This window comes from Vogesella perlucida (genome assembly GCF_979366545.1).
This window is the reverse complement of record NZ_CEETRO010000003.1, coordinates 209,345-235,303: the sequence shown is the minus strand read 5'-3', so window position 1 is coordinate 235,303 and position 25,959 is coordinate 209,345. Positions and strand designations below refer to the sequence as shown.

24 protein-coding genes are annotated in these 25,959 nt (G+C 62.3%); 16 read left to right on the top strand and 8 right to left on the bottom strand.

Annotation, left to right across the window (positions count from 1 at the left end):
* Positions 1–121: 121 nt before the first annotated feature.
* A complete protein-coding gene (locus ACZ9XP_RS05955; RefSeq protein WP_170253735.1) occupies positions 122–2,848 on the bottom strand; it encodes an EAL domain-containing protein in 2,727 nt (908 codons plus the stop codon).
* Between the two features lie 158 nt (positions 2,849–3,006).
* Here ACZ9XP_RS05955 and ACZ9XP_RS05950 point away from each other — a divergent pair, with 158 nt between their 5' ends.
* Positions 3,007–4,164, top strand: coding sequence for a glycerophosphodiester phosphodiesterase (locus ACZ9XP_RS05950; RefSeq protein ID WP_147688152.1), 1,158 nt, complete (start codon positions 3,007–3,009; stop codon positions 4,162–4,164).
* A 63-nt stretch (positions 4,165–4,227) separates the two neighbouring features.
* Here the strand turns inward: ACZ9XP_RS05950 and ACZ9XP_RS05945 are convergent, their stop codons facing one another.
* Positions 4,228–4,686, bottom strand: coding sequence for a copper chaperone PCu(A)C (locus tag ACZ9XP_RS05945; protein ID WP_147688151.1), 459 nt, complete (start codon positions 4,684–4,686; stop codon positions 4,228–4,230).
* 230 nt (positions 4,687–4,916) lie between these two features.
* Here ACZ9XP_RS05945 and ACZ9XP_RS05940 point away from each other — a divergent pair, with 230 nt between their 5' ends.
* From ACZ9XP_RS05940 to ACZ9XP_RS05920, 5 genes are all read left to right on the top strand, one after another.
* On the top strand, positions 4,917–5,561 hold the full coding sequence (locus ACZ9XP_RS05940) for a MarC family NAAT transporter (protein ID WP_147688150.1): 645 nt from the start codon (positions 4,917–4,919) through the stop codon (positions 5,559–5,561).
* Positions 5,562–5,628: 67 nt separating this feature from the next.
* A complete protein-coding gene (locus tag ACZ9XP_RS05935; protein WP_147688149.1) occupies positions 5,629–6,456 on the top strand; it encodes an AraC family transcriptional regulator in 828 nt (275 codons plus the stop codon).
* A 119-nt stretch (positions 6,457–6,575) separates the two neighbouring features.
* Entirely contained in the window at positions 6,576–7,043 is a 468-nt protein-coding gene (locus tag ACZ9XP_RS05930) for a GFA family protein (protein ID WP_170253734.1), read from the top strand.
* A gap of 16 nt (positions 7,044–7,059) precedes the next feature.
* Complete coding sequence (locus ACZ9XP_RS05925) at positions 7,060–7,776, top strand: AzlC family ABC transporter permease (RefSeq protein WP_147688147.1); 717 nt, start codon at positions 7,060–7,062, stop codon at positions 7,774–7,776.
* Positions 7,773–8,093, top strand: a complete 321-nt coding sequence (locus ACZ9XP_RS05920; RefSeq protein WP_240803477.1) for an AzlD domain-containing protein — start codon at positions 7,773–7,775, stop codon at positions 8,091–8,093. The genes ACZ9XP_RS05925 and ACZ9XP_RS05920 overlap by 4 nt, the downstream gene beginning before the upstream one ends.
* On the opposite strand, the gene ACZ9XP_RS05915 is transcribed toward ACZ9XP_RS05920, so the two are convergent.
* The 6 genes from ACZ9XP_RS05915 to ACZ9XP_RS05890 form a co-directional block, all read right to left on the bottom strand.
* Positions 8,066–8,938, bottom strand: coding sequence for a sterol desaturase family protein (locus ACZ9XP_RS05915; RefSeq protein ID WP_147688146.1), 873 nt, complete (start codon positions 8,936–8,938; stop codon positions 8,066–8,068). The two genes, ACZ9XP_RS05920 and ACZ9XP_RS05915, sit on opposite strands and share 28 nt — an antisense overlap.
* 219 nt (positions 8,939–9,157) lie before the next feature.
* On the bottom strand, positions 9,158–10,252 hold the full coding sequence (gene rodA, locus ACZ9XP_RS05910; RefSeq protein WP_465188141.1) for a rod shape-determining protein RodA: 1,095 nt from the start codon (positions 10,250–10,252) through the stop codon (positions 9,158–9,160).
* A complete protein-coding gene (mrdA, locus tag ACZ9XP_RS05905) occupies positions 10,233–12,185 on the bottom strand; it encodes a penicillin-binding protein 2 (protein WP_465188140.1) in 1,953 nt (650 codons plus the stop codon). Before mrdA ends, rodA begins: the two co-directional genes overlap by 20 nt.
* 2 nt (positions 12,186–12,187) lie before the next feature.
* Entirely contained in the window at positions 12,188–12,691 is a 504-nt protein-coding gene (gene mreD, locus ACZ9XP_RS05900) for a rod shape-determining protein MreD (protein ID WP_438699099.1), read from the bottom strand.
* Between the two features lie 3 nt (positions 12,692–12,694).
* A complete protein-coding gene (gene mreC, locus ACZ9XP_RS05895) occupies positions 12,695–13,600 on the bottom strand; it encodes a rod shape-determining protein MreC (RefSeq protein WP_147688142.1) in 906 nt (301 codons plus the stop codon).
* A gap of 48 nt (positions 13,601–13,648) precedes the next feature.
* Positions 13,649–14,692: a rod shape-determining protein gene (locus tag ACZ9XP_RS05890; protein ID WP_017507473.1), complete on the bottom strand. Its 1,044-nt coding sequence runs from the start codon at positions 14,690–14,692 to the stop codon at positions 13,649–13,651.
* Between the two features lie 213 nt (positions 14,693–14,905).
* Between ACZ9XP_RS05890 and gatC the strand changes: the two genes are divergently transcribed.
* The 10 genes from gatC (at position 14,906) to mraY (ending at position 25,948) form a co-directional block, all read left to right on the top strand.
* Entirely contained in the window at positions 14,906–15,193 is a 288-nt protein-coding gene (gene gatC, locus ACZ9XP_RS05885; RefSeq protein ID WP_026107698.1) for an Asp-tRNA(Asn)/Glu-tRNA(Gln) amidotransferase subunit GatC, read from the top strand.
* Positions 15,194–15,259: 66 nt separating this feature from the next.
* The gene (gatA, locus tag ACZ9XP_RS05880) at positions 15,260–16,711 is read left to right on the top strand and encodes an Asp-tRNA(Asn)/Glu-tRNA(Gln) amidotransferase subunit GatA (protein WP_465188139.1); all 1,452 of its coding nucleotides are present in this window, start codon (positions 15,260–15,262) and stop codon (positions 16,709–16,711) included.
* A gap of 157 nt (positions 16,712–16,868) precedes the next feature.
* Positions 16,869–18,302 carry an Asp-tRNA(Asn)/Glu-tRNA(Gln) amidotransferase subunit GatB gene (gatB, locus tag ACZ9XP_RS05875; protein WP_465188138.1) on the top strand — a complete coding sequence of 478 codons (1,434 nt, stop codon included), beginning with the start codon at positions 16,869–16,871 and terminating at the stop codon, positions 18,300–18,302.
* 293 nt (positions 18,303–18,595) lie between these two features.
* Positions 18,596–19,042, top strand: coding sequence for a division/cell wall cluster transcriptional repressor MraZ (gene mraZ, locus ACZ9XP_RS05870; RefSeq protein ID WP_017507469.1), 447 nt, complete (start codon positions 18,596–18,598; stop codon positions 19,040–19,042).
* A complete protein-coding gene (rsmH, locus tag ACZ9XP_RS05865; RefSeq protein WP_147688139.1) occupies positions 19,039–19,998 on the top strand; it encodes a 16S rRNA (cytosine(1402)-N(4))-methyltransferase RsmH in 960 nt (319 codons plus the stop codon). Before mraZ ends, rsmH begins: the two co-directional genes overlap by 4 nt.
* Positions 19,995–20,273, top strand: coding sequence for a cell division protein FtsL (ftsL, locus tag ACZ9XP_RS05860; RefSeq protein WP_147688138.1), 279 nt, complete (start codon positions 19,995–19,997; stop codon positions 20,271–20,273). Before rsmH ends, ftsL begins: the two co-directional genes overlap by 4 nt.
* Positions 20,270–22,018, top strand: coding sequence for a peptidoglycan D,D-transpeptidase FtsI family protein (locus ACZ9XP_RS05855; RefSeq protein ID WP_147688137.1), 1,749 nt, complete (start codon positions 20,270–20,272; stop codon positions 22,016–22,018). Before ftsL ends, ACZ9XP_RS05855 begins: the two co-directional genes overlap by 4 nt.
* Complete coding sequence (locus tag ACZ9XP_RS05850; protein ID WP_438699095.1) at positions 22,015–23,505, top strand: UDP-N-acetylmuramoyl-L-alanyl-D-glutamate--2,6-diaminopimelate ligase; 1,491 nt, start codon at positions 22,015–22,017, stop codon at positions 23,503–23,505. The genes ACZ9XP_RS05855 and ACZ9XP_RS05850 overlap by 4 nt, the downstream gene beginning before the upstream one ends.
* Positions 23,489–24,859: a UDP-N-acetylmuramoyl-tripeptide--D-alanyl-D-alanine ligase gene (locus ACZ9XP_RS05845; RefSeq protein WP_465188137.1), complete on the top strand. Its 1,371-nt coding sequence runs from the start codon at positions 23,489–23,491 to the stop codon at positions 24,857–24,859. Before ACZ9XP_RS05850 ends, ACZ9XP_RS05845 begins: the two co-directional genes overlap by 17 nt.
* A gap of 6 nt (positions 24,860–24,865) precedes the next feature.
* On the top strand, positions 24,866–25,948 hold the full coding sequence (gene mraY / locus ACZ9XP_RS05840; protein WP_438699111.1) for a phospho-N-acetylmuramoyl-pentapeptide-transferase: 1,083 nt from the start codon (positions 24,866–24,868) through the stop codon (positions 25,946–25,948).
* Positions 25,949–25,959 lie beyond the last annotated feature (11 nt).

The following is a 25,959-nucleotide window of genomic DNA, read 5'->3' as shown; positions in this document are numbered from 1 at the left end:
AGCGTAGTGCTTGCTTGTCGGACAATATTGCGGCGCAGCATGTTACATCCAAGCAACGTTTGGTTTGCTATTGCTCGCAATTTGGTTTCAATAAGCCTGAATTATGACAAAGGTCATGCACTTAACGTATCGGTAGTGGCTCTGCATCCACCAGGAAGCGTTCCAGTGCCCCCGCCGCCAGCGGTTTGCTGATCAGGTAGCCTTGGGCGTAGTCGCAGCCGTGCTGTGCCAGGAAGCGGGCTTGCTCGATGTTTTCTATGCCCTCGCCGGTAACGGAAGCGCCCAGGGTGTGGCCCATGGCCACAATCATGCGTACCAGGTTGCTGCCGGCTTCGCTATCGGGCACGCGGTCCAGGAACAATTTGTCGATCTTGAGCTTTTCTACCGGGAAGCGCCGCAGATAGCTGAACGAGGCGTAGCCGGTGCCAAAGTCGTCAATGGCGATGGCAATGCCCTGGGCGCGCAGCTTGTGCAGGTTGTTGTCGATTTCGGGGGTGTTACGCAGCGCCAGGCCCTCGGTGACCTCCAGCTCCAGTGCTTCGCCAGGCATGTGGTGGGTCGCCAGCAGGGCGGTAACGCTTTCGGCAAAGTGCGGGTCTTCCAGCTGCAGCAGTGACACGTTGATGGAAATGGTGAAGTTTTCCAGAAAACGCAGCCGCCAGCTGGCCGCATGGCGTATGCCTTCTTCCAGCACCCAGGCACCAATGGCGTGGATGGCACCGGTTTCTTCGGCCATGGGGATAAAGTCGGCGGGCGATACCAGCCCCATTTCGCTGTGTTGCCAGCGTACCAGCGCCTCGGCACCGGCGACCTTGCCGCTTTTCAGCGAGATGTAGGGTTGGTAGTTCAGCACCAGCTCATTGCGGGCGATGGCTTGGCGCAGCTCGGTTTGCAGGCGGTTGCGGCGGCGCCAGTTGCTGTTGATGTCGGGGTGGAAGCGCACCCAGTCGCCCGGGCCTTCACGCGACATCTGCAGTGCCATCTCGGCGTGTTCCAGCAGCGATTCGGCGTCGTTGGTGTCGTGCGGGTACAGCGCCAGGCCAATACTCAGGCGGATATAGAGCTGCTGGCCCTGAATCTCCAGCGGGCGGGCCAGCAGGCCGCTGAGGTGGTCTACCCGGTGGCACAGGCTTTCTTCGTCCCGGCTGAGAATGAGCAGGGCAAAGCGGTTGTCGGCATTGCGTGCCACCATTTCGCCGTGGCCGGTAACGCCTTCCAGCCGCCGGCCCAGTTCGCGGATAACCAGGTCGCCATTATCGCGGCCGTAGAGTTCGTTGATATTGGTCAGGCCTTCTACCGCCAGCATCAGGCAGCCCAGCGGCTCGCTGTTTTGCGGGCTCTGGCTTTCTTTTTGCTGGATCAGCTCGTCCAGCTGCATCAGCAGGCGGCTGCGGTTGGGCAGGCCGGTAAAACGGTCGTAGTAGAACTGGCGGTATAGCTCGCCTTCTGCGTGCAGGCGTGCGCGCGATTCCATCACCAGCGCCAGGATGTCGGCTGCCGAGCAGACAAAGTTGATTTCGTCCTGCTGCCATTGGCGGTGCGGCGTTTGCGACTCGGCACACAGGATGCCGTGGTGCAGCCCGCCTACCACGATGGCCGCATCCAGCATGGCGCTGACATCGCGTGCCACCAGATAGGTACGCAGCGAGGCCAGGCGCTCGTCCTGCTGCGCATGGTGGCTGGCCAGGCAACGCTGCTGGCGCATGGCCTGGAAATAGTCGGCGTGCTGGCTTTGCTCCAGCTGCTCGCCGTGGCTGAATTGCCCGCTGATGGCGTTCAGGCTGGCCAGACAGAGTAGCTCTTTACCGTCCGGGCTGAACTGCCACACGCTGATGCGGTTCACCTTCAGGGTCTGGCTCAAAAGCGGGATGACTTCTTCCAGGTATTCGCGTAGTTCCTGCTGGTCATCACGGCGGCTGGTCACCAGGTTTTGCAGTGCCTGTCCTTGCTGCTGCAGCCGTTCGGCCTGGCGCAAGCTGTGGCGCTGCCAGCGCTCTGCCATGCGCACGATGGCGGCACCCAGTAGCAGGATAATGCCCAGCAGCAGCAGGCTTTGCGGCAGGATGCGTTCCAGCATGTTGTTGCCCGGGGCCCGGCCGGGCCACCCTAGCCATGCCAGCGTCTGGCCATTGTTGTCTTGCAGTGGCAGGGCGGTCAGGTCTGGCGGGCTTTGCGGCGTGAAATACAGGCGCATCTGCGGCAGCAGAAAGTCGGCACTGAGCTGTTGCAGGCTTTGCTGGTCCATATAGCGCGCAAAAATCAGGTAGCGCTGCTGCGTGCTGTGTGTGGTCTTGTTCAGTTCGGGGGTGATGCGCTGGATGGAGAGCATCAGGATGCGCGGCTCGGGGTGGCCGGTTAGCGGGTTGACGGTATCCACCCGCAGTAGCTGGCTGGGCATGGCGCCGGGCCGTGCCTGGCTGTAGCGGTCGGTTTGGCGTAGCAGGGCCAGCCATTGTTGGTCCGGCAGCGGCAGGGCGCGGTTTGGCGGGGTGACCAGCATGCCGTTACGCCGTGCCAGCAGTACCCCTTCGCCAGGGTCCACCAGCAAGGCCAGGTGGATATTGAGGTTGTGGTACACCGAGGCGGTCAGGTTGTCGGCCAGCCACGCCAGGTCCGGTTTGGCGCGGTTGATCTTGTCATCCATTTCGTCCCAGTTGGCGTAGTCCTGCAGCGTGTTGGCCAGCTGGCGGCGCTCGCGGGCCAGCTCCTGGCTGAGCGCCAGCTGGCTGATGCGCCGTGATTCGTCGTCTACATCGCGCGCTGCTGAAGCGGCCAGCCACCAGATACCCAGTACCCCGGACAGGAAAATCAGTACCAGCAGCAGTGCGGGGCGGAAGGGTTTTTGCAAGAACGGGCTCATGGCAGCAGACAACATAGGACAGGGATAAAGCATAGCAGTTTGCACCCTGCCCTTGCAGGTAAAGCCGCAGCCCTGTCAAAAAAGCATCACATGCGTGTGCCAGACTGGTGGCTTTCATCGACACGTGTATTTCTCAGGGGGTAGCAATGAACAAGAAGATCATTATCGCCATGGCGGTGTCTGCTACGTTGGCCGCACCGGCCTGGGCCGTGCAGAAGCCTGTTTTCCCGACGCTGGATGGCAAGGCACCGCTGGTGATTGCCCACCGTGGCGCATCCGGCTACATGCCTGACCACACGCTGGAAGGCTACGCCAAGGCGATCGAGCTGGGGGCCGATTTTATCGAGCCGGACCTGGTAGCCACCAAGGATGGCGTGCTGATTGCCCGCCACGAGCCTAACCTGAAAGACACCACCGACGTGGCCAAGCGCCCCGAGTTTGCCAGCCGCAAGCGCGCCATGAAGGTGGATGGCCACGAGGAAGAGGGCTGGTTTGCCAGCGACTTTACCCTGGCAGAGATCAAGACCCTGCGTGCCATCCAGCCGCGTGGCGACCGTAGCAAGGCGTTTGATGGCCAGTTCCAGGTGCCGACTTTCGACGAAGTGCTGGCACTGCGCGAAGCCAAATCGAAGGAAACCGGCCGCCAGATCGGCATCTATCCGGAAACCAAACACCCCACCTACCACCAGCAACTGGGCCTGGGCCTGGAAAAACCGCTGGTCGACCTGCTGCAGAAATACAAGCTGAACCGCAAGGACGCACCGGTATTTATCCAGTCGTTCGAAGCGGCCAACCTCAAGCAGCTGCGCAAGCTCACCGCCAACAAGCTGGTGTACCTGCTGGACGCCAACGATGTGCGCCCGGATGGCACCATTGATGCCAATGTGCCGTACGACCACGTGGTATCCGGCGACAAACGCACTTACGCCGACATGCTGACCCCGGCCAGCCTGAAAGAGATCAAGACCTTTGCCGACGGCATCGGCCCGTGGAAGCCGTACCTGATCAGCTGGCAGGCGATGGTAGACCCGAAGACCGGCAAAGCCGCCGATGTAGATGGCGACAAGGTAGTCGACCAGCGCGACATGACCATGATCGAGCCGAGCGACGTGGTGAAAAACGCGCACAAAGCCGGCCTGCTGGTACACCCGTATACCTTCCGTAACGAGTCCAAACACCTGGCGGCCAACTTCCAGGACAGCCCGCTGGAAGAATACCGAGCGTACTTCGAGCTGGGTGTGGATGGCGTGTTTACCGACTACACCGATACCGCCGTGGCCGCGCGCCGCCTGTTGCAAAAATAAGCAACGCGGCGGGTAACAAAAAAAGGCTGCCTTCGGGCAGCCTTTTTCATGTGGTGCAAAAGCTTAGTGCGCGTGGGCGGCCGGGGCGCCGGCTTCCACTTTCACGTCTACTTTTACTTCACCGGCTTTTTCGAACTTCAGCACCAGCGGGAACTTGTCGCCCACCTTGGCTTGCTGCTTGATGTCGAACAGCATCACGTGCAGGCCGCCCGGGGCCAGCTTGGTGGCCTCACCCGCCGGGACGGCAATACCGCCAGCTACTTCGCGCATGCGCATCACGCCGTTGTCGTTAACGTGGGTGTGCAGCTCGATCTTGCCAGCCTGCGGGCTGGTGGCGGACACCAGTTTGTCGGCATCCTTGCCGGTGTTATTGATGGTCATGAACACGCCGGCAGTGGGGCTGGTGGCCGGCATGGCGCGGCTCCACGGGTGGCCGATTTTCAGTGCGCCAGCGGTATAGTCGTGCGCCAGGGCAGGCAGGGATAGCAGGGAGGCCAGGGCCAGGACGGCGAGTTTGCGCATACGGATTCCTTTGCAAAAATGTAAAGCAGACAGGTTGGCCGCAAGGCTACCACTGCCGCGCCTGCGGCACATTGTCCTGCGACAAAATGCCGCACCCGCCATGCCTGCCCGCGCGGCAGCCTGTGCGCCTGGATGCGCCGCCGCCGCAATTTTATTGTCTTTCATGGCCGCGGCGTGCAGGGCGGTGTCAGCTGGCTACAATGGCGGCCAACCCATTGCTGAAGAGCATCATGATCAAGGCGTTGTATCTGCAGTTTTTCTTTGGCGGGCTGGTGAGCCTGCTGGTGATTACCAACCCGTTGTCCAAGATTCCGCTGTTCGTCAGCCTGACCCAGGGCATGAGCGAGCTACGCCGTGCGCACCAGGCACGCATGGCTTGCGTGTACGCGGCGGCCATCATGCTGGTGTCGCTGCTGGCGGGTAATGTGATTCTGGGGGCGTTTGGCATCAGCTATGGCGCGCTGCGTATTGCCGGCGGCTTTGTGGTGGCCACACTGGGCTACCGCATGCTGTTTCTGTCGCAAGACCCCGGCATGGCACCTAGCACCAAGCGGCGCGAAGATTACGCATTCTTTCCGCTGGCCATGCCGGGTATCAGCGGGCCGGGGACCATCGCCGTAGTGATCGGCATGGCCACCGAAATCGCCGAGCTGGGCAACCACACCGCACGCCTGCTGGCGCTGGGCATGACGACGCTGGCCATCTTTGCTACTTGCGCCGGTATTTTCCTGCTATTGCGCTCGGCCAGCTGGATCGCGCAGCGTATCGGCCGCGCCGGTACCGAGGTACTGGGGCGGCTGATGGGCTTTTTGCTGATTTGCGTGGGCGTGCAGTTTATCGGCTCCGGCATCCGCACCTTCATGGCCGGTTCCTGACAAGATCGTTCAAAACGGCGCGGCGGCGCTGTGCCAGAATGCAGCATCACCCCGCTGCCGTTGCACCATGACCGCTGCCCGCCCCGAACACGCCCGTTTCTTCCGCGCCGACGACATTGCGCCGCTGGAGTTGCTGGACGCCTTTTATACCCGCCAGGTGTTTGCCCCGCACTTCCACGAGGAGTACGTGGTTAATACCGTGCACTGGGGCGCGCAGTCCTACCACTGGCGCGGCGGTACCCACGTGGCCGGGCCGGGCGCGCTGATCCTGATCAACCCCGGCGAGGTGCACACCGGCCGCTCGGCGCACGACGCCGGCTGGGGCTACCACGGCTACTACCCGTCGGCGCAGCTGATACAGGGCCTGGCCAGCCAGATGGCCGGCAGGCCGGTGCAGCCCTTTTTCCGCGATACGGTGGTGTACGACCCCGAGCTGTGGCATCGGCTGTGGCAGCTGCAGCCACTACTGCGCGACAGCCAGGACCGCCTGCTGCGCGAAAGCGTGCAGCAGGGCATTTTTGCCGACGTACTGACCCGCCACATGGGCGTGCGCGAGGCGGCCTTGTCCGCCGCCCACCCGGCCCTGCAGCGCGTGCGCAGCCTGCTGGCCGACCGCCTGGCCGACAACCTGTCCCTGCAGACGCTGGCCGACGAGGCCGGGCTGTCACCGTGGCACCTCAACCGCCGCTTTCGCCAGCAGTTCGGCCTGCCACCGGTAGCGTGGCGCAACCAGCTGCGCGTGGCGCGCGCCCGCAGCCTGCTGGCGCAGGGCGTGGCGCCGGTGCTGGTGGCCGCGCAGCTGGGCTTTGCCGACCAGCCGCAGCTGACACGCGCCTTTCGCGCCGCGCTGGGCATTACGCCGGCGGCCTACCAGCGCACGGTGCGCGGCCGCTAGCGGCGCAAGATCGTTCAAGCCAGCCGCGTCATCTGCGTGCATAGTGGGGCATGAACAAGCTGTTCCATTGCTGCCTGCGTGGCGCGTGCCAGAATGGCTTTTTACTTGGGGGGCAGTCTATGCACACCTTTCACGGCCAGTGTCAGTGTGGCGCGGTGCGCTACCGCGTGCAGGGCGAGGTGGCCACCGTGTTTGCCTGCCATTGCCGCGAATGCCAGCGCCAGTCGGCCAGCGCTTTCGGTATGGCGCTGTGGGTACGCCAGGCGCAGCTGACCCTGCTGCAGGGTAGCGTGCAGCGCTGGCAGCGCCACACGCCGTCCGGGCGCGTGATGGATTGCGATTTCTGCCCGCAGTGCGGTACGCGCCTGTTCCACCGTACCTCGGGTAACGGGGACATACTCAGCATCAAGCCCGGCACGCTGGACGACGCACCGGTGTGGCAGCCGGTAGCCCATATCTGGACTGCCAGTGCGCAGGCAGGCTGGCAGCCACCCGCCGGGGCGCTGTGTTACCCGGGTAACCCGCCGACGTGGGAACCCTTGCTGCAGGCCTGGCGCGACCACGCCGCTGCCTGCGGCCAACCTTGAACCTGTGGAGTCTTGCATGAACCTCAACCGTGCCGCCTTGCTGGCGGGCGTTCGCGATACGGTGCCCATGCTGGTGGGGGCTGCGCCGTTTGGCGTGATCTTTGGCACCCTGGCCATTGCCAGTGGCATCCCCGTGTGGGCGGTACTGGCGCTGTCGGCGCTGGTGTTTGCCGGCTCGTCGCAGTTTGTGGCGGTGAGCCTGATCGGCGGTGGCGCCGCCTTGCCGGTGATCTGGCTAACCACCTTTGTGGTGAACCTGCGCCATGCGCTGTATAGCGCCAGCCTGCTGCCCGCCGTGCGGGAGCTGCCGGCGCGCTGGCGCTGGTTGCTGGCGTTCTGGCTGACCGATGAAACCTACGCCGTGGTGGAGTACCGCTTGCGCACCCAGGGGGTGGCGGATGGCGGCGCGGCCTACTGGCTGGGCTCGTCGCTGGCCATGTACCTGAACTGGCAGCTATGGACCGTGGCCGGGGTGCTGCTGGGGCAAAGCGTGCCGGGCCTGGCCGAGCTGGGGCTGGACTTTGCCATGGTGGCTACCTTTGCCGCCATCGTGGCGCCACAGTTACGCCAGCGGCCGGTGCTGGCGGCGGCACTGGCGGCGGGGGGTGTGGCCTTGCTGGCGCGCCATCTGCCGTACAAGCTGGGGCTGATGCTGGCCGCGCTGGCCGGGGTGCTGGCGGGTTTGCTGGCAGAAAGGTTGGCCGCAAGCCAGCCACTGGGGGAGGCTGCATGACGATGAACCTGTTGCTGGCCATCGCCGGTATGGTGGTGGTGACTTACGGCATCCGCCTGAGTTTTCTGGTGTTTGGCCACCGCCTGGTGTTTCCGCCGCTGTTGCAGCGTGCGCTGCACTACGTACCCGCGGCGGTGCTGACTGCGCTGATCGTGCCGATGGCGCTGGCCCCGCAAGGGAATATCGACCTGAGTGCGGCCAACGCTTACCTGCCGGGCACCCTGGCGGCGGCGACGGTGGCATTTTTCAGCCGCCAGACGCTGCCGGCTATCCTGCTGGGTTTTGCGGTTTACGGGGTGTGGCGCTGGCTGTTTTGAGCGGCAACACGCTCGGCCACCTCGGGTGGGCCAAACAGTAGCACGAGCCGCGCGCGCCAGCTGCGTGCGGCCAGGGTTTCGCGCAGCATGTCGCGCCACTCCACTACGCTCACCCATAGCGGGTTCACGCTGTTTACCGGCTTGAGCGTGCCGTATTCGCATGGTGTGTTCTCGCGCTCGGCAACGTAGCTGCCGAACAGGCGGTCCCAGATCACCAGTACGCCAGCGTAGTTACGGTCGATATAGCAGGGGTTGCGTGCGTGGTGGCTGCGGTGGATGGACGGCGTGTTGAACACGTACTCCAGCCAGCCCAGTTTGGGGATGGCCTGGGTATGCACAAAAAACTGGAACGCCAGGTTCAGTAGTACCACGCCCACCACCAGCTGCGGGGCAAAGCCCAGCCAGGCCAGCGGCAGCCAGAACGCCCACATGCCGGCCAGCGGGTACATCAGGCTCTGGCGAAAAGCGGTGGACAGGTTCATGCGGGTGGAGCTGTGGTGCACGCTATGCGCCGCCCACAGCCAGCGCACACGGTGGCTGGCGCGGTGAAACCCGTAGTACAGCAGGTCTTGCGCCAGAAACAGCAGCACAAAGCTGCCCCAGCCGTGCCCGGGGTCGAACAGCCGGTAGTGCTGGTAAACGTATTGGTACAGCGGTATCACCAGCAGCCAGGCCAGCTTGTCAGCGCCCTGGTGCAGCAGCGCCAGGCCCATATTGCACAGCGTGTCGCGCCAGCTGTAGATGTCGTGGCGGCCGCGTTTGGTCCAGTACCAGGCCTCGGCGGCTACGCAGCCGACAAACAGTGGCGCCAGCGCCAGTAGTAGCAGATCGATGCTGAAATCCATATTGCCTCCTCGTGTCTGGCCGCACCGTCGTGGCGGTGTGGTCCTTGTGCTGCGCTCTCTAGAGTCGCGGCTCTATCTTGCGGAGGGTGCGGTGGCTTTTGCAACGATCGTTTGAATGATGGTGGTATCAAACCAGCGCGGTGTACCCAAAGTACCACGTATAAAAATGCGGCCAACCCCGGGCAGGGTTGGCCGCAATGTGGTGCTGGCCAGGCGGGTTTAGCGTTTGGTGTTGCCGATGCTCATCAGCATGCCCAGCGCCACGGCCAGCGACACGGTGGCGGTACCACCGTACGACATGAAGGGTAGCGGCACACCGACTACCGGCAGAATGCCGGCCACCATACCCATGTTCACAAACACGTACACAAAGAACGACAGCGTAATGGCACCGGCCAGCAGGCGCCCGTACAGGGTTTGTGCGCGGGCAGTAATCAGCATGCCGCGGGTGATCACCCCCAGATACAGCGCCAGCAGCAGCAGGTTGCCGGCCAGACCGAATTCTTCCGAGTACACGGCAAAGATAAAGTCGGTGGTGCGCTCGGGGATGTAGTCCAGGTGCGTCTGGCTGCCATTGAGCCAGCCTTTGCCCCACGCGCCGCCCGAGCCGATGGCGATCATGGACTGGATAATGTGGTAGCCGTCGCCCAGCGGGTCTTGCATGGGGTCGATCAGTGTCAGCACGCGGCGGCGCTGGTAGTCGTGCAGCAGGTTCCACACCACCGGCAGGCTGGCCAGAAAGGCGACCAGGCCGCCGATGATGATCTTCCACGACAGGCCGGCAAAGAACAGCACGAAAAAGCCTGCCCCCATGATGAGCACGGCGGTGCCCAGGTCTGGCTGTTTCAGTACCAGCGCGCCGGGCACGGCAATCAGCGCCACGGCCACCAGATAATGCCGCCAGTTCAGCGTGCTTTCGTATTTCTGGAAGTACCACGCCACCATCATGGGCAGCGCGGTCTTCATGATTTCCGAGGGCTGGATACGCACGATACCCAGGTTTAGCCAGCGCGTAGAGCCGTTGACCGTAATGCCGAACAGCTCTACCCCTACCAGCATCAGCACCCCGGCTGCGTAGAGCGGCGGGGCAAAATTCATCACGGTTTGCGGGCGGGCGTTCGCCATGATCCACATCACCGCCAGGGCCATGATGGTATAGACCAGCTTGTTGTCTATCTTGTGCCAGCTCTGGTTGGAGGCAGAAAACAGCACCAGCATGCTCATGACGAAGATACCGGCCAGAAACGCCATCAGCCAGCCGTCAAACGGGGCGGCTATGGCATCCCAGATTCGTTTAGCGAGCGGCGCTTGCATCGTGCTTGTCTCCTGCCGGTGCCGCTTGCGGCATGGTCATCATCTTGCCTTGCAGCTCGGGTGGTACCTTGCCGGTAAGGGCAAAATCGCTCACGGCACGGGCGATCGGCGCCGCGCTGGCGGCACCGAAACCGGCGTTTTCCACAATCACGGCAATGGCAATGCGCGGTGCTTCTACCGGGGCAAAGGCAATAAACCACGAGTGGTCGCGGTATTGTTCTGCCAGCGCCGCGGCGTTGTACTTGGCACCCTGCTTGATTTGCACCACCTGGGCGGTACCGGTTTTGCCGGCCATGGTGTAGGTCAGCCCTGCGGCCAACCTGGCGGCGGTACCACCGGGGCGCATTACCGCTACCATGCCGTCTTTCACGTGGGCGTATAGCTCGGGGCGGAAGGCCAGGGTGCGCTGTGGGCGCGGTTCTACCAACCGCACCTTGCCGCTGCCGGCCTGGGTGATTTCCTGCACCAGGTGCGGTTTGAACACCTTGCCGTTGGCCGCCAGAATGGCAGTGGCGTTGGCCATTTGCAGCGGCGTGTAGGCGTTAAAGCCTTGGCCGATGCCCACGCTCACCACGTCGGCCGGGTACCAGCGGCGTACCTCGGGTTTGAAGCGGGCAAAGCGTTTTTCTTTCCATTCTTTCGAGGGCAGCACGCCGCTGGCCTCGCCATCCAGATCGATGCCGGTTTTCTGCCCCAGGCCAAACTGCCCCACCAGCGGGTGGATGCGGTCTATGCCCATATCCCAGGCGACGCGGTAAAAGAAGGTATCGCTGGATACGGCGATAGCCTTGCTGATATTGACCATGCCGTTGCCGCGCGGGTTGGAGTCGCGGAACTGGTGGCTGGAGCCGGGCAGGGTAAAGTAGCCCGGCGCTGGGCGCAGATCATACGGGCCGATGGCGCCAGACTGCAGGGCGGCCATGGCCATGAAGGGCTTGAAGGTGGAGCCGGGCGGGTACAGGCCGCGCACGGCGCGGTTTACCAGCGGCTTTTGCCAGTCTTCGTTCAGGCTTTTCCAGGTGGCGCTGTCGATGCCATCGATAAACAGATTGGGGTCGAAGCCGGGCTTGGACACAAAGGCCAGTACGCCACCGGTTTGCGGGTCGATGGCCACCAGCGCACCGCGGCGCTGGCCGAACAGCTTGTCGGCCACCTCTTGCAGGCGGATATCCAGCGCCAGCTTCAGGTTGTTGCCGTGTAGCGGTGGGGTGCGGCGCAGGCTGCGTACGGCACGGCCGCCGGCATCGGTTTCCACTTCTTCAAAACCGTTGGTGCCGTGCAGCTCGGCCTCGTACACCGCCTCCAGCCCCAGCTTGCCGATGTGGGTGGCACCGCGATAGTTGGCCAGCTTGTCGTCTTCTTCCAGCTTTTGCTGGTCGCGCTGGTTGATACGGCCGATATAGCCCAGCACATGGCTGGTCAGCTCTTTGTAGGGGTAGTCGCGGAACAGCCGGGCTTTGACTTCTACGCCGGGAAAGCGCCAGGCGTTGGCCGCCACGCGCGCGGCTTCGTCTTCGCTCAGCCGTAGCTTGAGCGGTACCGGCTCGAAGTCCTTGCTTTCGGACAGAAACTTGCGAAACCGCCGCTCGTCGCGCGGGCTGATGTCTACCAGTGCACGCAGCGCCTGGATGGTGGCTTCCATATCAGCCATCTTGGCAGGGGTGATTTCCAGCGTGTAGGCGGCGTGGTTTTGCGCCAGCACCACGCCGTTGCGGTCCATGATCAAGCCGCGGTTAGGCTGTACCGGTACCAGCGAGATGCTGTTGTTTTGCGCCAGGGTGGCAAAGTGCTCGTACTGCATCACCTGCAGCCAGATGAAACGTGCGGCCAGGGTGAGCAGCATCAGCACCATGAAGCCGTAGGCAATCACCAGCCGTAGCTGGAACTGGCTTTCTTCGGCCTGAGCGTCTTTCAGTCGGGTAGGGCGGTGCATGCTCAAAGGGTGTGGTGACGGTAGGGCAGCAGCAGCAGCTTGGTGAGCAGCGGCCACAGCAACGCCCCCATCAGCGGCGGCAGGAAATAGCTGGCACCGACAAAGGCCGAGCCCAGCGCCAGGCGCACCAGGGCCATGATCAGCTGGTTGGCCAGCATCAGCGTGAGCACGACCAGCGCTTGCTGGCCCAGGTTGAACATGATCAGCTGGCGCTGGCGCAGCATCACCAGATAGGTGGTAACCGAGTAGGCCAGCGCATGCTGGCCAAACAGGCTGTTGGTGCTGACATCAACAATCAGGCCAATCAGGAAGCCCATGCCGATACCGATGCGGCGCGGCTGGTTGATGGCCCAGTACAAAATCAGCAGGCCGACAAAGTCCGGCAGCCAGCGGGTAGAGCCTACCGGCAGCGGCAGCAGCTCCATCATCAGTGCCAGGGCGAAGGTCAGGGTGATGAAGCGGCGCTTCACCGGCTTGAGCAGCTCTTGCGGGCGGTCGTAGCTCATGGATCAGCCTTCATCCTCGGTGTCTTTTTTCTTTTTCGGCTTGGCAGGCTGCGGCGCCGGCTCCGGGCGCGGGGGCATGGCGGCGCGCGGCGGCAGTACCAGTACGTAGCGGCTGGACTGTACACCGGCAATGCTCTGGCACAGTACACGGGCAAAGGAGGCACCGGCCGGGCGGTCTACCCGGGTGACTCGTGCCACCGGTATGCCTTCGCTGTACAAGCCGTCAATGCCGGAGGTCACCAGCAGGTCGCCGGGCTGGATATCGGCGGCGGCGGGCAGGTAGCGTACTTCTACCCCGCCACCGTAGCCGTACAGCAGCGAGCGCTGGCCCGTGCGCTGGTTGACCACCGGCACCATCTGGTTTTTGTCGATAATCAGCGTGACTTCGGCGGTAAGCGGCTGTACGCGGGTTATCTGGCCCACCAGACCGCGCTCATCCACCACCGGCAAGCCTGCGGCCAACTTGGCGTCCAGGCCTTTGTCGATAATGATCTTGTAGGAAAACGGGTCGCGCGCGGTGTATAGCACCTCGCCTAGCTGCCCGGCTTGCAGGCTACCGGTGCGCAGGCCGTTCAGTGCCTTGAGCTGCTGCACTTCCTGCTCTAGCGAGGTCAGGCGCGCCAGCCGTGCCGACTGTGCCAGCTCGCGGCTACGCAGCTCGGCGTTTTCCTGCTTGAGTGCGGTCTGGGTAATAAAGAATTCGCCAATGTGCGCGGCGGCGGCCATGGGCATGTTCACGGCACGCTGTATCGGGTACAGCACCACGGACAGGGCGTCACGGGTGCGGTCCATCAGCCCGAACTGGCTATCGCCAATCAGCAAGGCCAGCGAGGCAAGCGTGCACAGCAGCAGCTGCGAGCCGGGGCGCAGGCCCTGATTGGAAAAACGGGGGGTATTGGCGAAGTTCATGCAGCCGTGCGCCACGCTTTGCAGCGTGGCGCCTGAAGAAGCGGTGAATTACGGTACGTTGGTAAAGATGGTGCCAGTCTTGTCCATCTTGTCCAGCGCCTTGCCCGAACCGCGAACCACGCAGGTCAGCGGCTCTTCTGCTACGAATACCGGCAGGCCGGTTTCTTCGGCCAGCAGGCGGTCGATGTCTTTCAGCAGCGCGCCGCCACCGGTCAGCACCATGCCCTTGTCGGCAATATCGGCGCCCAGTTCTGGCGGGGTTTGCTCCAGGGCAATCTTCACCGCGGAGACGATCTGGTTCAGCGGCTCGGTCAGCGCTTCCAGGATCTCGTTGCTGGACACGGTGAACGCACGCGGGATGCCTTCGGCCAGGTTGCGGCCTTTTACTTCCATCTCGCGTACCTCGGCACCCGGGAAAGCAGAGCCGATGGTCTTCTTGATTTCCTCGGCGGTGGTTTCGCCGATCAGCATGCCGTAATTGCGGCGAATGTAATTGATGATGGCTTCGTCAAACTTGTCGCCACCTACCCGTACCGAGTTGGAGTACACCACGCCACCCAGCGAGATCACGCCTACTTCGGTGGTACCGCCACCGATATCCACCACCATGGAGCCGGTTGGCTCTTCTACCGGCAGGCCGGCACCAATCGCAGCGGCCATCGGTTCTTCGATCAGCTCCACGCGGCGTGCACCGGCGGCCAGGGCCGAATCCTTGATGGCGCGGCGCTCTACCTGGGTCGAGCCGCAGGGTACGCAAATCACGATGCGCGGGCTGGCCGAGAAGAAGCGGCTGGGCGTCACCTTCTTGATGAACTGCTTCAGCATTTGCTCGGTCACGGTGAAGTCGGCAATCACGCCGTCTTTCATCGGGCGGATGGCCTGAATGCTGCCCGGCGTGCGGCCCAGCATTTTTTTGGCTTCCAGGCCAACGGCCAGAATGGATTTCTTGTTGGTCGGTGCATCGCTATGAATGGCTACAACCGAAGGCTCGTCAAGGACAATGCCCTTGCCGCGCATGTAAATCAGGGTGTTGGCCGTGCCAAGGTCGATGGCCAGATCATTGGAAAAGTAGCCGGTGAGCGAGCGAAACATATGGCAGTCCTGAGAATGGTATTTGTGCGGCGGCATGAGTTTACCGCATCGCAATGGTGGCGGTTTTGGACAGCGCGCTAGCAAAAGGTTCACTGGTTTTTCAGTAAAACCGCTGGCATTTTTAGGGCGCGATGCCCTTGTATTCTTGGGCGAAACAAACCAGTTATGATACCCTACAACGCTTGAATTATTAAAGGTTTTGACGAGGACGCCATGTCGCTGACCCATCAGGATGTTGCGCGAATTGCGCGACTCTCCCGCATCGCCGTGACCGACGCAGAAATCGAGGCAGTCGGCAGCCAGCTCAATAATATTCTTGGCCTTATCGAACAGATGCAGGCAGTGAATACCGACGGTATCGAACCGATGGCGCACCCGCAGGATGTTTCCCTGCGCCTGCGCGAAGACGCGGTGACCGAGCCGAACCGCCGTGACGCCTGCCAGGCGGTGGCGCCGCAGGTGGAAAAAGGCCTGTTCCTGGTTCCCAAAGTCATCGAATAACACGGCCAACCTTGGCCGCAGGCTGCCCGCCATGGGCAGGCCATTCTGGACGGACATCAAGACAAGATGATTAACGCCACTCTCAAGCAACTATCGCAGCAGCTGACAGCCGGGCAGGTTTCTGCCGTAGAGCTGGCCACTGCCTATCTGGACCGCATCGACGCGCTGAACCCGGCGCTGAATGCCTTCATTACCGTCGACCGTGACAAAACCCTGGCCGAAGCGCTGGCTGCCGATGCGCGCCGCGCTGCCGGCCAGGCTGGCCTGCTGACCGGCGTGCCCATCGCGCACAAGGATATTTTCTGCCAGCAGGGCTGGAAGACCAGCTGCGGTTCGAAAATGCTGGACAACTTTATCTCGCCGTATAACGCGCACGTTATCGAGCAATGCCAGGCCGCCGGCCTGGTGACGCTGGGCCGCGCCAATATGGACGAGTTCGCCATGGGCTCGTCCAACGAGAACAGTTTCTACGGTGCCGTGAAAAACCCGTGGGACGTTAACGCCATTCCGGGCGGTTCGTCCGGTGGTTCTGCGGCTGCCGTCGCCGCGCGCCTGGCCCCGGTGGCCACCGCCACCGACACCGGCGGCTCCATTCGCCAGCCGGCCAGCCACTGTGGTGTTACCGGCATCAAGCCGACCTACGGCGTGGTATCGCGCTTTGGCATGGTGGCCTACGCCAGCTCGCTGGACCAGGGTGGCGTGATGGCGCAAACCGCCGAAGACTGCGCGCTGATGCTGAACGTGATGGCCGGCTTTGACGAGCGCGACTCCACCAGCCTGGAGCGCGAGCGCGAAGACTATACCCGCGACCTGGCTCAGCCGCTGGCCGGCCTGCGCGTGGGTTTGCCGCGCGAGTACTTTGCCGACGGCCTGGCCGGCGACGTTGGCCGCATTATCGACAATGCGGTGGCCGAGCTGAAAAAGCTGGGCGCCGAGGTGGTAGAAGTCAGCCTGCCCAACACCCAGCTGTCCATTCCGGCCTACTACGTGATTGCCCCGGCAGAGGCCTCGGCCAACCTGTCGCGCTTTGACGGTGTACGCTACGGCCACCGCGCCGACGAGTACAAAGACCTGGTGGAGATGTACGAGAAGTCGCGTGCCGAGGGCTTTGGCAGCGAAGTGAAGCGCCGCATCATGGTGGGCACCTACGTGCTGAGCCACGGCTACTACGACGCCTACTACATCAAGGCACAAAAAATCCGCCGCCTGATCGCCAACGACTTTGCCGCTGCTTTTGCCGGCTGCGACGTGATCCTGGGCCCGGTGGCGCCTACCGCTGCGTTCAACTTGGGCGAAAAATCTGGTGACCCGGTGCAGATGTACCTGTCCGACATCTACACCCTGTCGGTCAACCTGGCTGGCTTGCCTGCCATGAGCGTGCCGGCCGGCTTTGCCGACAACGGCCGCCCGGTAGGCCTGCAGATCATCGGCAACTACTTTGGCGAAGCCAAAATGCTGAACGTGGCGCACCAGTTCCAGCAAGTGACCGACTGGCACAGCAAGGCGCCGGCTCTGTAAACACTTTTTCGCCACGGAAGCACACGAAAAACACGGAATAAATCCTGGGAGCAGTATGTTGTCTTCAGTAAGCTTGTCTACTGTGCAGGTGTTTTGGTTTTTTCTGTGTCTTTTGTGTGTTTCAGTGGCAAAACCAGCTTTTTAGAGGATTTTCCAAATGAAATGGGAAGTCGTAATCGGTCTTGAGGTGCATGTGCAGCTCAACACCATCTCCAAGATTTTCTCCGGCGCCAGCACCGCGTTTGGTGCCGAGCCCAATACCCAGGCCTCGCTGGTCGAGCTGGCGCTGCCGGGCGTATTGCCGGTGATGAACAAGGCTGTGGTGGATAAATCCATCCGTCTGGGCCTAGCGCTGGATGCCACCATCAACCAGAAGAACATTTTTGCCCGTAAAAACTACTTCTACCCCGACCTGCCCAAGGGTTACCAGATCAGCCAGATGGAGCTGCCCATCATCGAGCATGGCAAGCTGACCATTCTGGTGGGTGAAGAAGAAAAGGTCATCCGCGTGACGCGCGCGCACATGGAAGAAGATGCCGGCAAATCGCTGCATGAAGACTTCCATGGCCTGTCGGGCATCGACCTGAACCGCGCCGGCACCCCACTGCTGGAGGTAGTGTCCGAGCCGGACATGCGCTCGCCGGAAGAAGCCGTGGCCTACGCCAAAGCACTGCATACGCTGGTGACCTGGCTGGGTATTTGCGACGGCAATATGCAGGAAGGCAGCTTCCGTGTGGATGCCAACGTCTCGGTGCGCCCGTTTGGCCAGGCCGAGTTCGGTACCCGCCGCGAGATCAAAAACCTGAACTCGTTCCGCTTCCTGGAGCAGGCCATCAAGTACGAGATCCAGTGGCAGATCGATACCATCGAAGATGGCGGCAAGATCCAGCAGGCTACCGTGCTGTTCGACCCTGATAGCGGCGAAACCCGCATGATGCGCAGTAAGGAAGACGCGCATGACTACCGCTACTTCCCGGATCCGGACTTGCTGCCGGTGCGTATCAGTAGCGAGCAAATCGACACCATCCGCGCGGCCATGCCGGAGCTGCCAGGCCAGATGAAGGCCCGCTTTGCCGACGCCTTTGGCGTGTCGGCCTACGATGCGGCGCTGCTAACCAGCAGCCTGGCGCAGGCGCAGTATTTCGAAGCCGTGGCGAGCGCCACCGGGCATGGCAAGCTGGCGGCCAACTGGGTAAACGGCGAAATCGCCGCGCGTCTGAACCGTGAAGGCCTGGACATTGCCGGCTGCCCGATCGCCGCCGAACGTCTGGCTGGCCTGATTGTGCGTATTGCCGACGGTACGCTGTCCAATAAGCTGGCCAAGCAGGTGTTCGATGCACTGTGGGAGTCAGACCTGGGCGCCGACGCCATCATCGAGCGCGACGGCCTGAAACAGGTGTCCGACGTGGGTGCCATCGAAAAGATGGTGGAGGAAGCCATTGCGGCCAACCCTAAAGCGGTGGAAGAGTTCCGCGCCGGCAAGGAAAAGGCGCTGAATGCCCTGGCAGGCCAGGTGATGAAAGCATCCAAAGGCAAAGCCAACCCGGCGCAGGTGCAGGACATCCTGAAGCAAAAGCTGACCCAAGCCTAGTTTCGATAAAATGCATTAAAAGCGGCACGCCTTATGGCGTGCCGCTGTTTTTTGTGTGGTGAAAAACGGGGCATGAATAACAGTTCATACCTGTTCTGCAGATCATTTTGTAAGCCGCTGATTTCCCTTGCTTTCTGTCCTGTTGTATTCCGGTAAGTCTTTGTCGGCAAAGGCGAATTGCCCCATGGTGATGTTGACCGGGTAGAGTTGATTCCCTATAGTGGCGAAAAGTGGGGTGAAGTGGGTAATTGTGGGGCGACGGCTCCTAATTCCAGCGCGGTGAAATATCCAATATGTTCGGCGGCGTAAGTCATATCTCTCTCGATGCCAAAGGGCGTCTGGCCATCCCGGCCCGACACCGGGAGAGCCTGTTGTCTGCGTTTGGCCACCGTCTGGTCGTTACCCTCGAATCCTCCGATCACCTGCTGATTTACCCCGAACCCAACTGGAAGCCGGTTGAGCAACGCTTGCTGGCACTGCCCACCGGCAACCCTACGCTGAAGCGCTATCAGCGCCTGGTGCTAGGCCATGCGGAAACGCTGGAAATGGATGGCGCCGGTCGTATCTTGCTGCCAGCCAGGCTGCGCGAGCTAACCGGGCTGGACAAAGAAGTGGCGCTGGTGGGGATAGGAAACCGCTTTGAATTGTGGGACGCCCCAGAGTGGGACGCCCAAACGAACACCGCACTGGATATTGATCCTGCTGAGCTGGCTCAGCACCTTGGAGATTTCACACTTTGACCGACGCAGTATTTGCTCACCGCACGGTGTTGCTCGACGAGGCCGTAGCCGCACTGGCCATTCGCCCGGATGGCGTATACGTCGACTGCACTTTCGGCCGCGGTGGCCACAGCCGGTTGATTTTGCAGCAGCTGGGCCCGCAGGGCCGGCTGATTGCTTTTGATAAAGACCCGGAAGCCATTGCGGTTGCTACCGCACTGGCTGCAGAAGACCCGCGTTTCAGTATCGTGCATAACGGTTTTGCCCACTTTGCCAAAGAACTGGACGCCCTGGGCGTGCAGCAGGTAGATGGCGTACTGATGGATCTGGGGATTTCTTCCCCGCAAATTGATGACGGTCGCCGCGGTTTCAGCTTCCGTTTTGACGCGCCGCTGGACATGCGCATGGATACCACCCGCGGCCAGACGGCGGCGCAGTGGCTGGCCAGTGCTGACGAGGCGGACATAGCAGAGGTTATCAAGACATATGGTGAAGAGCGGTTTGCTCGCAAGATTGCAGCAGCCATTGTTGCGCAAAGGCTTGAACAGCCCCTCGAAACGACGCGTGAGCTCGCTGTCCTCGTTGGGAAAAACGTCCGTACTCGCGAACAAGGTCAAGACCCCGCGACGCGAACCTTCCAGGCGATAAGGATTTTTATCAACCGCGAGCTGGACGAGCTGAAAGAGGTGCTGCCGCAAACTGTTTCTCGCCTGGCGCTGGCTGGCCGCTTGGCGGTGATCAGCTTCCATTCGCTGGAAGACCGCATTGTGAAGAACTTCGTGCGTGATGCCAGCACCACCGACACGCTGCCATCCTGGGTGCCGGTACGTGCCTGTGATATTGCCGAAGCGGCCATCAAACCGGTAGGCAAGGCAATACGCGCCAGCGAGGCCGAAGTGTCGGCCAACCCGCGCGCGCGTAGCGCCATCATGCGCGTAGCCGAGCGTACTGGCGGGCAGTGGCAGGGGGGCGTGTGAGCCTTAATAAGCTCAATGCAGTGCTGCTGCTGGGGGTGATCGGTTGTGCGATGTCCGTGGTGACCTCGCAGCACGTATCACGCCGCTTGTATGGCGAGCTGGAAAAAGAACAAAAGCTGCAGCGCCAGTTGAACGTGGAATACGGCCAACTGCTGCTGGAGCAAAGTACCTGGGGGGCACACGCGCTGATTGAAAAATCGGCCGTGGCGCGCATGGCCATGTTGACGCCTACGCAGCGTCAGGTGCACGTGATTACACCGGAAGGGGTGCGATGAACCGCGTTTACACCCCGCCGATGCGCCAGCACCTGAAACAGCCTATGCGCCTGGCGCCAGGGCGGGTGACGGTCGTACTGGTTTTGCTGGGCACCATGTTGCTGGCACTGCTGACGCGGGCGATTTACCTGCAAGTGGTGCAACAAGACTTTCTGCAGAACCAGGGTGATGCGCGTTTTCGTCGCACGCTGCTGCTGGAGGCCAACCGGGGCGTGATTGCCGACCGTAACGGCGAGCCTTTGGCCATCAGCACGCCAGTACAGTCCATTTGGGCAAGCCCGGTGGATATGAGCCCGGTGCCGGCAGCCAAGCTGGCTGCTTTGTCGAAGCTACTGGAAATACCCGTCGCCGAGCTGAACGAGAAGTTCGCCGACAAGAAGCGCGAGTTTGTCTACCTGAAACGCCAGATCAGCCCGCAGCTGGCGCAGCAGGTGCTGGCACTGGAAATTCCGGGTGTCGCCAAGCAGCAGGAGTACCGCCGCTACTACCCCGCCGGCGAAATGCTGTCGCATGTGATCGGTTTTACCGGTGTAGATGGCAAGGGCCAGGAAGGCCTGGAGCTGACGCGCGAAAAAATGCTGGCGGGTAAGCACGGCAGCCGTACGGTCCTGAAAGACCGCCGTGGCCATATTGTGGAAGACCTGGCGGTGATTGAGCCACCGCGTGACGGCCAGACACTGACGCTGTCCATCGACAAGCGTATCCAGTACCTGGCCTACCGCGAGCTGAGTGCTGCCATGGTGGCCAACAAGGCCAAGGCCGGGGGGGTGGTGGTGCTGGACGCGCAGACCGGCGAAGTGCTGGCACTGGCCAATACGCCATCGTACAACCCGAACAACCGTACGGTGCTGGAGCCGGAAATGCGCCGTAACCGTGCGGTGGTAGACATGTTTGAGCCCGGTTCCACCATGAAGCCGTTCCCGGTAGCCATGGTGATGGACGCAGGCAAAATTACGCCGACGACGTGGTTTGATACGCGGCCTTACACGATAGGCCCGGCTGCGGTGCGCGACACGCACCCTAACCCGTCGCTGACGGTGACCGGCATTATCCAGAAGTCGTCCAACGTGGGCTCGTCCAAGATTGCGGCGATGTTCTCGCCGGAAGAGATGTGGACGTTTTATCGCAAGTCGGGTTTTGGCCAGAGCCCGCAGTCGGGTTTTCCGGGTGAAAGCTCGGGCCGCCTGCGTGACTGGCAAGGCTGGCGGCCTATCGAGCAGGCCACCATGTCGTTTGGCTATGGCGTGACGGTAAGCCTAGTGCAACTGGCCCGGGCTTATACCATTTTTACCCACGACGGTGCGCTGTTGCCGCTGTCGTTTACCCGGTTGGCGCAGGCCAACCCTGGCCGCCCCGTGATTCGCCCGGATACGGCCAAAAAGATGCGCGACATGATGATTACCGTGACCGAAGAGGGCGGTACGGCAGTGCGTGCGCAGGTGCTGGGCTACCACGTGGGTGGCAAATCCGGTACGGCGCGCAAGCTGGTGGGCGGGCGTTATGCAGCAGACAAGCACATTGGCTTGTTTGTCGGTTTTGCCCCGGCCACCAACCCGCGGCTGATTGTGGCGGTGATGATTGACGAGCCGGGCGCCGGTTATTACTACGGCGGCACGGTAGCAGGCCCTGCCTTCTCCAACATCATGGCCGGCAGTTTACGCATTCTGGGGGTCGAGCCTGATGCTCCCTCCAATAACACTCTGATTCCGGAACACAAGATTTCGGATGTGCGGGAAGAAACATGAAGACCACATTGATCGATTTGCCGGACTGGGACCCCGCCGCCTTGGCGGGTCTTGGCGTTTCCGTGGCACGCGTCGAGGCCGATAGCCGCCGCGTGTTCCCAGGCGACGTGTTCCTGGCATGCCGTGGTGAATACACCGACGGCCGCGACTTTATCGCGGCAGCCATCGAAAAAGGTGCCGCCGCCGTCGTGTGGGACCAGGACGACGCCTTCCAGTGGAACGCAGCCTGGCAGGTGCCCAACCTGCCGGTAGCCCGTTTGCGCGAACGCGCCGGTATCGTAGCGGCCCATGTGTACGCCTACCCTAGCCGTGACATGCAGGTGGTCGGCATCACGGGCACCAACGGTAAAACCTCCATTTCGCACTGGCTGGCACAAGCGTATGCCCTGTTGGGCGAGAAAGCTGCGCTGATCGGTACTGTCGGCAACGGTTTTTACGGCCACCTCACCGAAACCACGCATACCACGCCCGACCCGATTACCGTGCAGCAGAAGCTGGCCGAGTACCGTCGCCAAGGCGCCAGCGTGGTGAGCATGGAAGTGTCCAGCCATGGTCTGGACCAGTACCGCGTCAACGGTGTGGAGTTCACCACTGCGGTGTTCACCAACCTTACTCGCGATCACCTGGACTACCACGGCAGCATGGAAGAGTACGGCGCCTCCAAAGCCAAGCTGTTCCACTGGGAAGGCCTGAAGCACGCTGTCATCAATGCCGACGATGCGTTTGGTCGCCAGCTGGCTGCCGGTATCGACGCCAGCCGTACCCGCGTCATCACCTATGGCCTGGAGCAGGGCGATGTACGCCCGCTTAGCCTGGCGGCCAACCTGGATGGCCTGCAGCTGAGCGTCACCACGCCATGGGGCGACGCCGACATCAAGAGCCCGCTGCTGGGCCGTTTCAATGCGGCCAACATGCTGGCCTGCCTGGCGGTCATGTGCGCCGGCGGTGTGCCACTGGCCGACGCCGTGCGCGTGTTGGGCAAAATCCAGCCAGCGCGTGGCCGCATGCAGCGCATCGGCAACGGCCTGGAGCCGCTGGTGGTGGTGGACTACGCTCACACCCCGGACGCGCTGGAAAAAGCCCTGGCTACGCTGGCCGAGATCCGCCCGCAGGGCAGCAAGCTGTTCTGCGTGTTCGGCTGCGGTGGCAACCGTGACAAAGGCAAGCGCCCGCTGATGGGCGGCATTGCCGAGAAAATTGCCGACGTGGCCGTGGTTACCAGCGACAACCCGCGCCTGGAAGACCCGCAAGCCATTCTGGACGACATCCTGGCGGGCATGCAGCAGCCAGGCCACGTGGAAATCAGCCGCGAGGCCGCCATCCACTGGGCCGTATTGCAAGCCCGCATGGGCGATGTGGTGCTGATTGCCGGCAAGGGCCACGAGGAGTACCAGGACATCGGCGGCGTGAAGCAGCCATTCTCTGATTTCCGCGTGGCAGAAGACGCGCTGACGCTATGGGGGGCTGCCCATGCTGATGCTCTCTGATGCCGCCCGCGTGCTCGGTGGCCAGCTGCACGGCAGCGATGCCCGCTTTCAGCGTGTGGTCACCGATAGCCGTACCGTGCAAGCCGGTGATCTGTTTGTCGCGCTGGTAGGCGAAAAATTCGACGCGCACGACTTCGTGCCGGACGTACTGGCCAAAGGCGCCCACGCGCTGGTAAGCCGCGACGTGGCAGGGCAGGGCAGTGTGATTCGTGTGGCCGATACTCGCCTGGCGCTGGGTACCTTGGCCGCAGACTGGTGCGCACGCCTCGATGTCAAGCGCATCGGCATTACCGGCTCCAACGGCAAGACCACGGTCAAGGAAATGGTCGCCGCCATTCTGCGCGCACACGCTGGCGACGCCGCCGTGCACGCCACTGCCGGTAATTTCAATAACGATATTGGCCTGCCGCTGACCCTGCTGGGCCTGACTGCTGCGCATCGCTACGCCGTGATCGAAATGGGCATGAACCATTTTGGCGAGATTCGTTACCTCACCGGCCTGGCGCGCCCGCAAGTCGCCATGGTGAACAACGCCATGCGTGCCCATCTGGGCGGTGGTTTTGACAGCACGGCCGACATTGCCCGCGCCAAGAGCGAAATCTTCGAAGGCTTGGCTGCAGACGGTGTGGCGGTACTGAACGCCGACGACGCGCAACTGGCCATTTTCGACGCTGCCGCTGCCAGCCACGTGCAGCTGCGCTTTGGTTTGGGCGCTGCGGCCAACGTCACCGCCCGTGACATCCAGCTGGGTGTGGGCGAGTGCCGCTTTGTACTGGTTTGCCCGCAGGGCGAGCAGGCCATCAGCCTGCCGGCTGCCGGCGAACACAATGTGCGCAATGCGCTGGCCGCCGCCGCGGTGGCGCTGGCGCTGCAAGTGCCGCTGGCGGATATCGCCGCGGGTCTGGCCGCCTTTGGTGGCGTGAAGGGCCGCCTGCAACTGAAGCAAGCCGCCTGCGGTGCCACCGTTATCGATGACACCTACAACGCCAACCCGGATTCCATGAAAGCCGGTATCGACGTACTGGCTGCCTACCCGGCGCCGCGCGTATTCGTGATGGGCCAGATCGGCGAGCTGGGCGACACCGCACCGCAGCTGCACGCCGAAGTGGGGGCGCATGCCCGTGCCCGTGGCATCGAGCACCTGCTGTGTCATGGCGAGCTGGCGCGCCATGCGGCGGCAGCTTATGGCGAGGCTGGCGAATATTTTGACGATTTCGACGCTTTGCTGGCGCGGCTGGGTGGTGTGGTATCGCCAGCCAGCACCGTGCTGGTAAAAGGGTCGCGCTTCATGCAGATGGAGCGTGTGGTTGCCGCTCTGGTAACACCTCAACAACAAGAACAAGGAAAGGGCTGACCGGTGCTGCTGCTACTGGCTGATCTGCTGCGCGAACACATCCGCGCTTTTAATGTACTGAACTACGTCACCCTGCGTGCGGTGATGGCGGCGCTGACATCGCTGACCATCTCGCTGTGGATGGGGCCATGGGTGATTCGCAAGCTCACCGAGCTGAAAGTGGGCCAGGCCGTGCGCAAGGACGGCCCGCAGACGCACCTGGTGAAAACCGGTACCCCCACGATGGGCGGCACGCTGATTCTGCTGGCCATGACCGTGACCACGCTGCTGTGGGCTGACTTGTCCAACCAGTACGTGTGGCTGCTGTTGGCCGTGACGCTGGGTACCGGCGCGCTGGGCTTTTACGACGACTGGCGCAAGGTGGTGTACAAGGACCCGAACGGCGTATCCGCCCGTTTCAAAATGGTATGGCAATCCACCATTGCCATCGCCGCAGGCGTGTTCCTGATTACCACCGCCAAACTGCCGGCCTCTACCGAATTCATCGTGCCGTTCTTCAAGAATGTGATCTACCCGCTGGGTGGCATCGGCTTCTGCGTACTGACCTACTTCGTGATCGTGGGTACTTCCAACTCGGTAAACCTCACCGACGGTCTGGATGGCCTGGCCGCGCTGCCCGTGGTGCTGGTAGCAGCGGGCTTGTCCATTTTTGCCTACGTGGCCGGTCACGCGGTGTTTTCCAAGTATCTGGGCATGCCTTTCGTGCCGGGTGCGCACGAGGTGGTGGTGTTCTGTGCGGCCATCTGTGGTGCCTGCCTGGGCTTCTTGTGGTTCAACGCCTATCCCGCGCAAGTGTTCATGGGTGACGTGGGCGCGCTGGCGCTGGGTGCCGCGCTGGGTACCGTGGCCGTGATCGTGCGCCAGGAAATCGTGCTGCTGATCATGGGCGGCCTGTTCGTGATGGAGGCGCTGTCGGTGATGATCCAGGTCGCGTCGTTCAAGCTCACCGGCAAGCGCGTGTTCCGCATGGCACCGCTGCACCATCACTACGAGCTTAAAGGCTGGAAAGAAACCCAGGTTGTGGTGCGCTTCTGGATTGTCACCATGATGCTGGTGCTGGCCGGTCTGGCCACCCTGAAACTGCGTTAAGGAAACCACGT